Genomic DNA, 13,921 nt, shown 5'->3' on the forward strand with positions numbered 1-13,921 from the left:
TACAGGTTTACTTACCTTCAAAGCAGTTACCTACCTCTACTTTGTAAGTTGAGACATCAAACCGGATTGGTATAGTAGGAGGAGATGATTAATACCACAAATTGCTTATTCATTCTTAGTCGCAATCAGAAGAATCTCGTCTGCTGGAATGAGTTTTCTGATTACCCACAGTCCTAAATGGTAGGTGGAGAGTCCGTATTTAGCAAGAAAAGCCAACCGTTGTTCATATCCAAATGGATGTACTTTTGCGGAGTTTACACTAAAACCAATTGAGGAAACCAGGTTACCAAGAGTTAGTGCATTCCAAGAAAATAAATGTTGATTCAAATCACCAGTATAGAAATGTCGATAACGACGATCAATTTCAAAAGGCACACAGAGAATCAATTTTCCTCCAGGTTGGAGAAGCTGCCAAATCTCTTCCAAACAATCATAAGGGTCAGGAACATGTTCTAGCACATGATGACACAGCACTACTGAAAACTGCTGTCCAGTTAATGATGTATTATCATTAATAAACTCTATGCCAGCAGAAGTGCATATTTCACGTCCAGCAATACTCACATCATATCCTACCCGACGTTGACACTGGAGGTACAGCAAATTTAATCCTGTACCAACTCCAAATTCCAGAACTGTATCATCAGCCTTGAACAATGGTTGTAACTTACGTGTACGCTCTCTTGCCACGACTTCTTGTACGTATGGATCACGAGAATGTCTTGCAGCATGATAATTTGTACCACGCTCACCAATATAGTATTGACGTATATTTTCTTTTTGATTTGTTTGCATTGTGTTTACCTCTTGACTAAGATTTCATTACTAGTTAGCTTTTTTAATTTAATTATTAAAATCTCCACTAAACAGAATACAAGTTGTTATTACAATAAAATTACATTTTTAAAATCATTTTTTGATTTCCTACTTTTTCAGATCGTTAGAAATTTGTGGTGACACATTTTTTTGAGAACTAAACAAAATAACTAGAGTAGGAAGACCACTATTTTTCATCAAAAAAAAGATATCGAGATAAAGGTCACTGACGAGAACTACAAAACATAAATTGACCAACATAGGTAACAGAATTAAGCGACTATCTAAAAATTTCCAAGTAAACAAACAGCGATGAACCCAGCCGACCAGAATCCCTAGCGGGATGAATGCTAAAGGCACAACAAAAGGTCCAAAGTTAAGCATAAGTTCGCCTGTCATACCATGTACTTTTGAAGACACCCATTCTCCGGTATTGAAAGAACCTCTCCCAAATAAAAGTTCTGTACTTTCCTTAGAAGTTTGAGGCGGCTTCTGTGGCAAAATTCCTCCAGGTAATAAGGTAGCTATTGCTGCTGTATAAGTTCTGCCCCACGCATATTCGTAGTCAGTATTAGAAAGCATAAGTTTGTACAGCATATAAGCTTGAACATCACTGCGTCCAAGGTCTGCTAGAATTAAGTTTTGCCACGTTCGCCCCGACTTATCTTCCAACTCAGTGCGAGATTGCTGAGTGTCTAAAGCAGTCTTGAGTCCATCCACACCTCCGGATTTATAGAAACCATATAAGTACATAAAGAAGAGAAGAAAAACTAATCCAATAGCAATTTCTTTTTTAGTAATTGGACGAATCATGAAATGAATCATACCTGTTACCCAAAACAAAGCCCAGATTGTGTTAGAACGGCTCCCCCGAAGACCACCAAAAAATATCTGCAGTACTAGAAATAGCAGCAAAACTACGATCAATACTGGCCAAGTTTGCAGCCGTTTATTTCCTCGCGCATAGACAGTGAATGCCATCATTGCCAGAATTGGGAAACTTTCTGAAAAAAGAAATACAACTCCCATACCCTCAAATTTAGTTAATTCCTCCACATCAGTGGCTGAGGCAATATAGCTCATGATTCCGCCAAACTCTTGATAGACTTTGAGTTGAAGTACAGCAGAAAGCATCATAGCAAAGCTGACAATCCAGCGAAATCGCTTTGGTTCGATAAGCCATAAGTTCTGCCCCGACTGATTATTTGGCTTTTTTACCAGTAAATTTCTACAAAAGCGATATACAAAAAGACCCAATAAATTTAGAATTGCCATACCACCTAACCAGGGTCGCCAGTCTGGAGGATACTGATACCAAGGCTCTAACCAACTGTCCCAACTAACATGAAATATGGGTGCTAAGAAGAAGAAATGGAAACCTAGTATACCTATAATTCCAACTGGATCAAAAATATTTAGGCGACCGCGAAACCAGTTAACAGTATCGATACCAATCACAATCCCACTTAATGTGATGGGAATCAGAAACCAATGCTCGAACTGATTTGAGGTTTGAAGACACCACAATACTATTAGGCAGCATACAAAAACGGAGATAATGGCACTATCTAAATAAATTTTGGAGTAAACGTTTTTCTGAATCATCGGAAGACTTCTTTTTGGCGAACTGGGCTTGATAAAGCTTCTCCAACTGCTTCACCGAAGTTTCAATATTGAAAGGGCTAGCTTCTACAAGTTTAAAAGCGTCAGTTTGAAAATTTTTAGGTTTTCGATTCTGCCAAGCTAAAAGCTCATTCGCCCATTCTGAAATTGGCTGTGATAGAGATAGTCGCTTCAAAAGCGGCTTGACCACATCTGCTTCTTTTGGAACTACATCAGAAAAGATACAGGATAACCCTGCTGCTTGGGCTTCAATTAAGACCAAGCCCAATCCTTCACAGAGGGAGGGAAAGAGGAATAGATCCATCGCACCCCGCATAAGTCTGGGAACATCAGAGCGACTACCTGCAAAGATAACCCTATCGGAAATACCGATTTCCCAGGCTTGTTGTTTTATTTTTGGTTGGAGAACGCCCTCACCGACCAACAAAAGGTACGCTGACGGTACGAGTCTTGCAACCTCAGCAAAAATTTTTAGGAGAAATTGATGGTTCTTTTGTGGATCAAAGCGGCCAACATGACCAATCACAAAGGCATCTACAGGAAGGTTAAATTCAGAACGAACTTTAATTGCATCAATAGGCTCCTGGAAAGGAGTAAGATTAATGCCATAGTAAAGAACTTGCCATCGGGGATCGGTTTTCCAGTTGACACCAAATAAATCTGCGTTCGCAACTTGGCTACATCCTAAACCAAGGATAGCATAACGAGCAATCAAAGATTTCATTAAAGTTAGATATAAGTGGCGATACCACTCTCTGTCTGCTTCCAACGCTGAGCTATCTAGATGGCTGTGGGCAATGCGGATTGGGACACCTGCTTGTTGGGCAAGATGTAGGACATAACCATTGAAATGATGAACATGGCTGTGGACAATGTGGTAAGGGCCATATTCACGCAAAATCTGCCGGAAATTAAGAGCATACAACCAAGGTTGTGATGGCTTTAAGCATGGGATAATTTGACTGCCTAGAGAGAGAATTTCTTCATCGTAAGCACAAGCTACAGTAGTATGAACCACGAAATCCATTTGAAAGCGATCGCGGTCAATATGGCGCAGGATGTGCATTAACCAGGTTTCGATCCCACCCCGATTCATCCCGCCAACAACATGGAGGATACGCAGGTGTTCCTGATTTTTCAATGGCGTGTTTCTATTTTCCTTTATATACCTATTAAGTTGCTGAAGCATGTTATCTATCTCACCCACTAAAAAATTCACTACTTACAAATTTCATAACTGTCCAATGTTGACCACTGCATGGAAGTTGGGTCCAAGCATATATTGAGTGCTGTTAGGCAGATTATCTAAACTTATAAAAACTGTCTTTAGTCCTTTATTTTTGTGATTTTGTATAGGTTGAATTGAGATTTTTGTAGAAGCCGCACCAGCAGGAATTGTCACAGAATTAGAAATTTTTTTATAATCACTTCCACTTACAGCAGTTCCCTTAATACTGTAATTTATCTTTAAAGCTTTATTCTTGTCACCTGTACGAGTTACGAGAAATTCACCAATATCCCCTATTTTAGATACATACATCTTGTTTGCTGTAATATTCACAGTTGTGGGATTACTTTTGGTAAAGTTTAATTTTACATAGGGTTTACTATCTTTGTAACTGGGCATTAAATTGAAGAAGCCGTCCTTAGGTGTAGTCACTAGCTTTCCTTGAAGAAAGAAATTATCAAAAGTGATGTTGCTGATATCTCGTTGTGAATCATAGCCTTGAAAAATAGACTCTTTTTTACCTTTATTGTCTACCATCAGGTTTTGAAGATATACATTTGTGATCCGACCCAAGTTGTTAGGAGATGATGTAGGTTCCCATTGGGGGCTTACTAACTTTATCTGGAAGTGAAATAAAGCAGCAGAATCATCAGGACTGGTGGGTTGACGAAGAATGTCCTCTACACGTATGTTTTTAAAGTAAATATTATCATAGGTAGCTCTTGTCACTGCCCAAAAGTTTGCGATACTATTCGTGTAAACCAGATCTACATTTTCAAAATTAATATTTCTGACAAAGTCCTGATTAGTACTTGCACCAATTGTAAAACCGCTACTACCGCTACTATCAGAATAAAAGACGGAGTTTCTAACATTAATATTTTCATTATTTTGTATAATACCCTTCTTGTCGCCACCCTGAGACGTAGCATCATCCGTACTCTTGTAAAGAACATTATCAACAGTAATGTTTCTTGAAGACCAGAAATCAAAACCATCCGCATTGAACCAAGTTGGTTTCGGATCTGTTAAAATTTTGACGTTATATACAATAATATTTTCTGAATATTGGATCCAAACATTGTTAATAAGTGAATCCAGAATAATGATGTCTTGTAAAAGTACATTATTAGTATTTAACATTTTGATCAAGCTGTACCATCCTCCTCTTGGTCGCCAATAGGACCCATTGCCTTTGAGGACTCCACGTCCCATGATTTTCACATTACTGACGTTCTCGAGTTGTAGAACTCCTTGACCATAGGAAGGATTTATCTCTTTAGTGGCTTCTAGTACAGATCCTTCTGCTAGATATAGAGTCATGTTACTTTTCAAGTTTAGTTGCTTAGTTTTATAAACTCCTGGTGGAATATAAAGCACTCCTTTACGAGCAGAAACTTCGTTGATGGCTTGTTGAATCTTGTCAGTAACATCGTTTGTACCAGTGCTATCTACACCGTATTTCAGGAGGTTGGTGACGTTATCATCACTTAATTTCGGCGAGTTGTCTTCCAAAGGGTCTGCCAGAATATATAACTGTTCATCCAGTTCATTGACTTTATGAAGAATAAGTTTTCTAGGGACATTTAGGGAGAAGGAAATTATTTTGCCGTTTTTGCGAGATGGAATGTTGATGCTTTTAGGACTCAGAGTGTATGATTTTATCCGGTCTTTATAGCTAACTTCCAGTTCAGCAATGCCAGCAAAGGCAAAATGAACGTAATTGATGGAGTTGTATTTATGCACAAATACAGGCTTACCGTTAACAGTAACAGCATAAGTGCTACTTTTTTGAGCAGTCTTAGGTGTAGGGAACACTTCTAAAACTCTATCTTGGCTGACTACAAACGAAGCTTTAACAACCAGTGTCAGTGTTAGGACTAAGAATATTAGCAGAAACAAAACGAACTTAGTTTTAGCTAATCTACGACTGTGATTGTGTTTTCCGATATTTTTAAAGTTGATATGGCGCATAAATAATTACTTTTATAATATTAGGGCTTTCCTGTTAAACAAAGCTCTTTTTTTTACATTTTTGGTAGTTGATTGTAATTTCAATTCACATAAAATTTTGATTTTTTTTCATAATGATGACTGCTTAGTTGTTGATATTTTGAGCTTGTGTATTGCATGTACAACAACTCCTACACTAATTACAGCCTGGACAAATGTGCCTATTAACAGTGCAATTACCACTCCTAAGAGTCCCATGCTAGGAATTAACCAGAAACAAGCTATAGCCGATATACTTGTAACTATTGTAAACAAAGGCATTTGGATAAAGAAGTATCTAGCCGATGTCATTCCATACCCTAGGAAAGAAGACACATAACTAATTACCGCTACTATCATCAACCAGACAAATAAATCTGCCCGTTGAGCATACTCAGGTCTATACAAAAGAGTCAAAATCTGTGGTCCAGCAACGACAGATACCAAAACACCAATCCCACCTAATAAAGCACCAATTCCTACTAGCTTAAGCAGGAGAATACGGAAGGCGATATTGTTTCCCGTTGCATAATATTTAGCTAGCCTATGACTAGCTGACTGTCCTAGCGCATCGACTACTATATTTCCTGCCACTATCAAGTAGGCTAAAGCCGCAAAAATACCCAATTCTCGCTCGCCCAAATACCGCTCAATAAAATAACGAGGGATGTTAGTATTAAGTGAGATTAGCATCATCACAAATCCCAGAGGCAAAGAGAGCCATAGAAGGTTGACTAGCTTTTTCGGCTGCCAACGAGGTTGCAGTTTTGCTACCTGGTTTAGCATTAATGCACCACTGTGAAAGTCGTAACCAACCAAAACTATAGCCCATGCAACAGCTAACCCCACTACACCCCAAATGACACTACCTGATAGGTAAATTCCTAAACCTAATAGCAACAATGATAGAGGACCTTTAATCATCAACGATATAGCAATGCGATCCATCTGTTCGTTTTGCTGGATTAGCCCATAAAATACATCACTAATAGACTCAAATGCCTTTGCTAAACCCATCACCAAAATAACTAGCGAAGTCTCCCATCCATATCCAGAGATCGCAATAATTGCTGCAATGATCAACATTGCTAATCCTGTTCCGCACAGCCTCAACCCAAGATAATCGCTAAAAAGATACTGTCGTTTAGTGTCTGTTGCTTGGACAGTTCGTAATTGCAAATTAGTAAACATAATTATGGGTGCTGTGACAGCCAGCCCCAAAGTGAACTTCCCAACCATTTCAGGACTGCCGAGTTTCGCTAGCACCATCAGCATCCCCCATTGGCATCCTGCATAGACAGCATTACCAATAAAAGTCCAAAAAAAATTGTGACGTAGTGTTAGTGGTTTAGTAGGGGGCATTGGTTAAAATTTCCTATTTTTAGCAAACACCTTTGTACAAATTCACCAATTTTTTATCTGAAAGAATTTGATCGCTTTTCTTGCCAATGAAGTAATATGCTGACGCAGCATCAAGAGTACCTGGGCGATTAATCAATAAGTAATCAAGATACTTTAAAGGAAATACTGTTAGCCTGACAAATAATCCAATCAGCTTTCTCAAAAATTTTGATGTCGTAAAACTCAACAGCAAATAGTTATAAGCCCAGGCCAATGCCATTCCTGGCCCACATGTTGCGCCACTATCAATTTCCTCAAATTTTCTAAATAGACGCCGATGACCCAAGTGAGTAAATCGAGTAAAGTCATAGCATCCTGCGTGAACTTGCTGCATAAATGGCGTTTCTGCATAGACTAGGCCATCATCTTTTAGTACTCTATAAATTTCCTCTACACACCGCGACGGTTCGATGACATGTTCAAGTACCGCTTGTATAATCACACCATCAAATGAATTGTCAGCAAAAGGTAGGCTATGGCCATCACATATTAAGGTTGTACGAGGACCAAAAGAAACATCAGTTTCCACTAATTCAATATCAGGATCTTTGACAATAACTTCTGTTCCTTTACCCAATATACTCCCACCAACAACTAGGACTTTTGGGTTTGTTGAGCGTGCAAGTAAGAGCTTTATTAACCGATGATAATTTTCTGTAGTTTTGATATTGATACTAATGCTTGGAATTAAACGGTTAAGAAATTCTATGAATTTATTTTTACGAGATAAATTAAAGGTAGTATTGCGATGATATAGAAAATCCTTAACAGAAAATATACTTGAATTTTCATCAATTAATATTGGTATACCATTGTTGATAGGAAAAATAGCTTTGCATTCTGTACAATTGCAGTCCTCTCTACCCAAATCTAGATGATTATGACAGATGGGACAAACTAGGATTTCTTGAACTCTTTTAGATAGTTTAATTTGAGGTTTACTAGATTGATTGATTTGAACTTGCATAAATATCTCCTTTTCTAAGACAAATGTTATAGATCCGATATTTTCAGCTTAGTATTGTCTTCAAGTCCATTAGTTTGTTTACACAATTCTCGGTTCTATTTTGGCTAATACATTTACATTTTGTTTTTCCACAAAAATCATTTTTTGATTAGCCTTTTCTGTTGAATTATTTGGCAAGTATTTTGGGCTATAGCCAGGCACTAATTGTTCTAAGATAAATAGGATAGTATTCACATCATTTTTACCTGCTGCATGGCACAATGTTTCTACAAAGATATCTAAATTTTGAGGAACAATCTGACTAGCATTTTTCACTAAAAATAGCTTTTCGTGTTCTGTGGTTTCGTATTCTTCTCCAGCAATAAATAGCTCCTCAAATAACTTTTCCCCCGGTCGTAACCCTGTGTACACAATTTCAATGTCTTTGTTTACTTCGTATCCCGAAAGGCGAATAAGTTCCTTTGCTAAGTCAGCAATTTTGACCGGTTCGCCCATATTCAGCATTAACACTTCACCACCACGACTCAGTACTGAGGCTTGTAAAACTAGTTGAACTGCTTCTGGAATGGTCATGAAATAACGACAAATATCGGGATGAGTAACTGTTACTGGACCTCCTACTGCAATTTGTTTTTTGAAGGTAGGAACCACACTACCCCGACTTCCTAAAACGTTACCAAAACGTACAGCGACGTAAGGCTTACCATTTTGTCTTGCAGCTTGTAACACCAACATTTCAGCAACTCTCTTACTAGCTCCCATGACATTGGTAGGATTAACGGCTTTATCTGTGGAGATCATCACGAAATTGTTCACACCATATTCCTGTGCCAAGTCGAGCAAATTTTTTGTTCCTATTACATTGTTGGTGATTGCTTCTGGTGGATTTAATTCCATGAGAGGGACATGTTTATGAGCCGCCGCATGAAAAATCACATCTGGTTGGAATCGCTCGAAAGCGTATTTTAGTCGATGCAGAAAACGAATATCAGCAATAAAGGTAAAAATCTGAGGGATCTGATCTTGTATTTTGTCATCATTTTTGATGATATGGGCTAGTTGTTCTAGTTCTTGTTGGATATTAAATACAGAGTTTTCTCCGTGTCCTATCAATATAATTTGAGCAGGACAACATTTAAAAATTTGGCGGCAAAGTTCACTACCGATTGAGCCGCCAGCACCTGTGATTAATACTTTCTTCCCTTTGAGAAATCGAAAAACTCGTTCAATATCTGTTTGTACTGGTTCCCGTCTGAGCAAATCTTCAATCCGTACATCCCGAATACTATCTACCCGCACACGACAGTTGAGGATTTCATGTATTCCTGGTAAAGTACTTGTTTGAATTCCTGTTGCTTTGCAAATATCTACAATTTCCCGAATCACTTGTCCTGAAACTGTTGGCATTGCAATAATCACTTTATGAACGTGTAGAGATTTGACAACTTCAGGAATTTTGGAGCGATCGCCAACTACAAGAATTCCGCGAATACGTAAGTTTAATTTATTGGGATTATCGTCAATAAACCCAACCGGCTCAAGACCAATTTGAGGATTTCTCTGGATTTCTTGAACTAGTGAAACCCCTGCACTACCAGCACCGACTATCAATACCCGCTCTCTTGGGTGAAATAATCCGGGTTTATGAGTAACTCTTTCTATAGCACCAATACTGAAACGTAATCCCACAATGAAAATACAAGAAATCAATCCGTCAAGAAACGGCAACGATTGTGGTAGCTGATTTCTAGTTAGAGGAGATATGTAATAGAAAGTATCAAATAATAGACTTTCTATGATTACCCCAGCTATCGTGGCCATAGCTATAAATACTAGATCGTCAATATCAGCGTAGCGCCAATAATGTCTATAAAAACCGAAACCCCAAAATACAGTTAATTTGACTGTTAAGAACAGTAGAATCACGAGGATTAACTCTGGTTTGTACGCTTCTAGGGTAAGGTTACCATCTAAATAAACATTCAGAGCTAATAATGGTGCTATTGAGAAAAAAATGGTATCAAATATAAAGAAATGCCGATTTCTCAAATGCAGAAATTTACCCAATAGGGGGTTCAAAAATTTTCCGGTGAGCCAGTCAGAAACAAACGATAAGAAATTCATAACTGGGCATTACGTAAATAATGGTGTAAATTGGACCTAAATCTATCTTCATTAAGCAGAGTTGCTTTGTTTATAGTAATATCGCTGTTCAATCTGCATTACAAGTCACCTGTTCTGTCTCGATCATCTTAAGTAGTTAATTTGAGCTAGTCTGGTGATGTAACTTCATTTATGTGACTTTAATGGAAGTATCGCCTGAACTATTATGTTGTCAGTATAGGATATGTAGCGGTCCTAATTGTTTTTAACCGGAAAAACTCGGTTTCTTCAAGAAACCGAGTTTCTGGCGATTTGTATATAGACTACTTAAATAAATAGGATTGGTATAGATAGTTGTTCTTGGAGAAGAACTCCTGTGGTCTAAAACATAGTTAAGAAATGTAAACTCTATGGTCCTACCACAAAATTTGATAGCGGTCGTCCCTCGTCCTTCCCGTACTTGTGTTATTGATCCAACCCTTGTACTTTCTCGATATGGTGTCCCTCTAATTAAGCGATTAGGACAGGTGATGGAATTGTGGATGGTGCGCGAACTCAGGCACATCCTTGAGAACTCAGCCTTTTACCTACAACAACCTGAAGTGATCACACCCAGAGGCTTAACTCCAGAAAAAACACCTGAGCAACAACGTCACGCACTGGAAGAGACACTCTGGTCATTGAAAGAATGGGAGAAGTTTCGTCTACAAAGAGATATGGCGGGGCTAAATCTCTTTTGGCTCGGAGATACTCCCGAAGAATCCTTGTTACCGAAACATAGAAACCTAGATATATTCTGGCACTGGGAAGCGATCGCTAACACCCTGAACGATCAACTGAATTTGCTTCAAACTACAGATTATCTCTTACCTCTAGCTTTTCGAGATACGGCAGCTTTAGCAGCAAGTTTGGAGTCTGCCTTCATTCTAACTCACCAACCCCACGCAGATTTTGAGCGTAACCTTCCTCCAGAAATTTGTCAAACATTAGAAAGTTGGGGTATTTCCTGCCAATTCCTTACCTCTGAAAATTCCGTCGTTGCTTTGGAACGAGACTACCTACATCAATTGTTGATAGATACAGACACTGCTAAATTTTTATGGGCAGGAGCTCATCTTGCCGTTGTGCATCTCATCTTCCCTCTCAGGGCTGAAATTCATCAGCAATCACAACAACTTCTGACGAACCGACTCTCTCCTAACGAATCAGTTCATGCTCCAGAATCTTACGATAACTCCTGGATAAATACTAAAGGGTTTTGGTACTTAATATAATTTAACCAAATAATTTTACCAAAACTTAAAAATCTTGACGAATAAAGCACTCAAGGTTCAATTAAAATCTAGTTGTAAAAATGATCATAATTGATGTTTTTTTAAACTATTAAATAAAATAATTTACATTTTTATGCATTTTTACTGTATATAGGAGAGTAGAAAAAAGCTAGCGTCTAAAATAGATAAAGAATAAGTACAAAGCTTGTAGAATAAAAGCAAGTACCTTTTTGTACTAGTAATGATTACAATGTTGTCTGTTTTCTGATCAAGGTAGAGATAAATTAAATTTCTCGAAAACCTTGTAACAATAAGTTAAGTAACTTTGCCAATAAATTGGATAAAGCAACCCTATTATCGGTAAAATTACAGGCCGATTATTCTTACAAGCTACCTTCGTAAAAAAAACTCAACCTCTTTTAATAGTCCATTTCCCAGGGGAGCATCATGCAGACGAACATCAGATCGGTTTCTTCAGATACCAAACAGCTGAACCAAACTTCTGACTTTAGCCCTGTTAGCGAGTTTTTTATCAACAACTCCCATTTTTTAATCATTTCTGTTTCTGAATCTACAGATAAGAATAACCAATTTGTCTCTGCTACATCTAATCCAGACAAATCTTTATCCATTATAGGATATTTTGAATTCAATGGAAATCCTTACGCGGTTGCAGTTATCCAGACTCCCAATCCTTCAGAAGTTATAGATTCCACACTCACTAGTCGTTTAACAGGTCGAGAACTACAAATTGCTGCACTAGTTGCATTAGGTTGGTCAAATAAGCAAGTTGCAAAGCAACTCCACATTAGTGAATGGACGGTCTCTGCTCATCTGCGTCGTATCTTTATTAAACTTGATGTAGATAGCCGTGCAGCGATGGTTTATCAATGTGCATCTTTGATTAATCGATTGCACCAGTTAGGAGTCTCACCGACATCGCTCATGCAGGTAAATAGTTGAAAGCTTCAAATCGCGGTGAAACACAAAGCTCTTTTATGTTTTGGTAATTAATACTGTAACTAGATAATCTGGATTTATCCTATCCAACCTCACATTTTCCTCACAATTAATCGGTATTATCTAACTCAGTTGAAAACCGATTGTAATTTGTACATGTGATGCAAATACCTCATTGTCGTGTCGTAAAACTTGCGCGGATACTGATACGACTACTGTCAAGGAGTCGCTATCTTGTGGAAAGCGCCCTTCTTTGTAGTCTATAAGTTACCCAGTAAGCACAGTTATGACCGTAAAGCTTTATAACATTGCAACACTGGAGTTACCAGACTGGTGCAGAAGATCCCCTTCTTCCAGAACTGGGTATCCAATGTGCTGCTTCCTGTACAGGTTGGCACAAACTAAGTTAGCATCTACAATAAGTACAAAGCTTGCAGCATAAGAGTTTTATCTTGATGACTGCTTTTTTGTGCTAGTGATGATTACAATCTTATCGGTTTTGTAATCGAACTAAACATAGATTTCTTGAAAATGTTGTAACAATAATTCGAGTAACTTTACCATTTAATTAGATAAAGTAACCTTAGTTAAGCATCAATTTTTCTTAAAAGCTACTTGTGTTGAAAAAGCTCAATCTTTTTGAGCAATTATTTCCCAGGGGATCATCATGCAAACAAGCATCAGATCAGTTTCATCAGATACCAAAGAACCAAACCAAACTTCTGACTTTAGTACTGTTAGCGAGTTTTATATCGATAACTCTCGTTTTTTAATCATTCCGCTTTCTGAATATACAGATAAGAATAACAAATCTATCTCCGCTACATCTAATTCTAAAAAATCCTTACCAGTTTTAGGATCTTTTGAATTCAAGGGGCATCCTTACGCAGTTATCCATACGCCCAATCCTTCAGAAGTTATAGATTCTACACTCACTAGTCGTTTAACAGGTCGAGAACTACAAGTTGCTGCATTAGTTGCATTAGGTTGGTCAAATAAGCAAGTTGCAAAGCAACTCCATATTAGTGAATCAACCGTTTCTGCTCATCTACGTCGCATCTTTATTAAACTTGATGTAGATAGTCGTGCAGCGATGGTTTATCAATGTGCACCTCTGATTCATCGATTAAGTAAGTCCGCACAATAAAACCAACTATATTCTGAGTTTTGTAAAAACTTTAGCAAGATTCATCTTGTTCATAAGTTCTTTAGTTTTGTAACGTTCACTTACTTAACACGAATGGGGCTGTTCTGAATTCAGAATAGTCCCATTTTAGCTTGATTCAAGGCTTCAAGCCTCTTCTGACAAGCAAGAATAATTATACACGGCTACCACTCAATTGAGTCATTAAGCGGAAAGCCCAAACACTCAACAACACACCGATTACAAGTCCTAACCAAGATCCCCACAACGGAACACTAACAGCGCCAATTTGAAGTGTCCAATGATTAACGAGTCTCGCAATATGCAGTATAGCCACTGATGCAAAAACAGTCGCCGAGATCAGAATGTATGCTTTTTCATTCATTTTCCAATTCTCCCTTGTTTCATCGTTG

At 38.0% G+C, this 13,921-nt stretch carries 11 protein-coding genes; 3 read left to right on the forward strand and 8 right to left on the reverse strand.

Annotated elements, in window-relative coordinates; all coding sequences use genetic code 11:
* Positions 1-105: 105 nt before the first annotated feature.
* The 7 genes from G4P69_RS15455 to G4P69_RS15485 form a co-directional block, all read right to left on the reverse strand.
* On the reverse strand, positions 106-795 hold the full coding sequence (locus G4P69_RS15455) for a class I SAM-dependent methyltransferase (RefSeq protein ID WP_208350497.1): 690 nt from the start codon (positions 793-795) through the stop codon (positions 106-108).
* Positions 796-924: 129 nt separating this feature from the next.
* Positions 925-2,421: a hypothetical protein gene (locus G4P69_RS15460; RefSeq protein ID WP_208350500.1), complete on the reverse strand. Its 1,497-nt coding sequence runs from the start codon at positions 2,419-2,421 to the stop codon at positions 925-927.
* Positions 2,381-3,628: a glycosyltransferase family 1 protein gene (locus tag G4P69_RS15465; RefSeq protein WP_208350502.1), complete on the reverse strand. Its 1,248-nt coding sequence runs from the start codon at positions 3,626-3,628 to the stop codon at positions 2,381-2,383. The genes G4P69_RS15460 and G4P69_RS15465 overlap by 41 nt, the downstream gene beginning before the upstream one ends.
* A 42-nt stretch (positions 3,629-3,670) precedes the next feature.
* On the reverse strand, positions 3,671-5,641 hold the full coding sequence (locus G4P69_RS15470; RefSeq protein WP_208350503.1) for a glycosyl hydrolase family 28 protein: 1,971 nt from the start codon (positions 5,639-5,641) through the stop codon (positions 3,671-3,673).
* A 108-nt stretch (positions 5,642-5,749) separates the two neighbouring features.
* On the reverse strand, positions 5,750-7,021 hold the full coding sequence (locus tag G4P69_RS15475) for a lipopolysaccharide biosynthesis protein (RefSeq protein WP_208350509.1): 1,272 nt from the start codon (positions 7,019-7,021) through the stop codon (positions 5,750-5,752).
* A 19-nt stretch (positions 7,022-7,040) separates the two neighbouring features.
* Positions 7,041-8,027 (reverse strand): methyltransferase domain-containing protein, encoded by a 987-nt coding sequence (locus tag G4P69_RS15480; RefSeq protein ID WP_208350511.1) that lies wholly within the window; start codon positions 8,025-8,027, stop codon positions 7,041-7,043.
* Between the two features lie 78 nt (positions 8,028-8,105).
* Positions 8,106-10,151 carry a nucleoside-diphosphate sugar epimerase/dehydratase gene (locus G4P69_RS15485; RefSeq protein WP_208345064.1) on the reverse strand — a complete coding sequence of 682 codons (2,046 nt, stop codon included), beginning with the start codon at positions 10,149-10,151 and terminating at the stop codon, positions 8,106-8,108.
* 389 nt (positions 10,152-10,540) lie between these two features.
* Here G4P69_RS15485 and G4P69_RS15490 point away from each other — a divergent pair, with 389 nt between their 5' ends.
* From G4P69_RS15490 to G4P69_RS15500, 3 genes are all read left to right on the forward strand, one after another.
* The gene (locus G4P69_RS15490; RefSeq protein ID WP_208345063.1) at positions 10,541-11,404 is read left to right on the forward strand and encodes a hypothetical protein; all 864 of its coding nucleotides are present in this window, start codon (positions 10,541-10,543) and stop codon (positions 11,402-11,404) included.
* 447 nt (positions 11,405-11,851) lie between these two features.
* Complete coding sequence (locus G4P69_RS15495) at positions 11,852-12,367, forward strand: response regulator transcription factor (protein ID WP_208345062.1); 516 nt, start codon at positions 11,852-11,854, stop codon at positions 12,365-12,367.
* 664 nt (positions 12,368-13,031) lie between these two features.
* Complete coding sequence (locus tag G4P69_RS15500) at positions 13,032-13,511, forward strand: response regulator transcription factor (RefSeq protein WP_208350513.1); 480 nt, start codon at positions 13,032-13,034, stop codon at positions 13,509-13,511.
* A gap of 172 nt (positions 13,512-13,683) precedes the next feature.
* Here the strand turns inward: G4P69_RS15500 and G4P69_RS15505 are convergent, their stop codons facing one another.
* On the reverse strand, positions 13,684-13,893 hold the full coding sequence (locus G4P69_RS15505) for a hypothetical protein (RefSeq protein ID WP_208350514.1): 210 nt from the start codon (positions 13,891-13,893) through the stop codon (positions 13,684-13,686).
* Positions 13,894-13,921 lie beyond the last annotated feature (28 nt).

Source organism: Aetokthonos hydrillicola CCALA 1050, assembly GCF_017591665.1.
Classification (GTDB): domain Bacteria; phylum Cyanobacteriota; class Cyanobacteriia; order Cyanobacteriales; family Nostocaceae; genus Aetokthonos; species Aetokthonos hydrillicola.

Excerpts from the sequence above, each read along its gene's own strand:
- G4P69_RS15455 (WP_208350497.1), bottom strand. The coding sequence starts at position 795 with ATGCAAACAAATCAAAAAGAAAATATACGTCAATACTATATTGGTGAG.
- G4P69_RS15460 (WP_208350500.1), bottom strand. The coding sequence starts at position 2,421 with ATGATTCAGAAAAACGTTTACTCCAAAATTTATTTAGATAGTGCCATT.
- G4P69_RS15465 (WP_208350502.1), bottom strand. The coding sequence starts at position 3,628 with ATGCTTCAGCAACTTAATAGGTATATAAAGGAAAATAGAAACACGCCA.
- G4P69_RS15470 (WP_208350503.1), bottom strand. The coding sequence starts at position 5,641 with ATGCGCCATATCAACTTTAAAAATATCGGAAAACACAATCACAGTCGT.
- G4P69_RS15475 (WP_208350509.1), bottom strand. The coding sequence starts at position 7,021 with ATGCCCCCTACTAAACCACTAACACTACGTCACAATTTTTTTTGGACT.
- G4P69_RS15480 (WP_208350511.1), bottom strand. The coding sequence starts at position 8,027 with ATGCAAGTTCAAATCAATCAATCTAGTAAACCTCAAATTAAACTATCT.
- G4P69_RS15485 (WP_208345064.1), bottom strand. The coding sequence starts at position 10,151 with ATGAATTTCTTATCGTTTGTTTCTGACTGGCTCACCGGAAAATTTTTG.
- G4P69_RS15490 (WP_208345063.1), top strand. The coding sequence starts at position 10,541 with ATGGTCCTACCACAAAATTTGATAGCGGTCGTCCCTCGTCCTTCCCGT.
- G4P69_RS15495 (WP_208345062.1), top strand. The coding sequence starts at position 11,852 with ATGCAGACGAACATCAGATCGGTTTCTTCAGATACCAAACAGCTGAAC.
- G4P69_RS15500 (WP_208350513.1), top strand. The coding sequence starts at position 13,032 with ATGCAAACAAGCATCAGATCAGTTTCATCAGATACCAAAGAACCAAAC.
- G4P69_RS15505 (WP_208350514.1), bottom strand. The coding sequence starts at position 13,893 with ATGAATGAAAAAGCATACATTCTGATCTCGGCGACTGTTTTTGCATCA.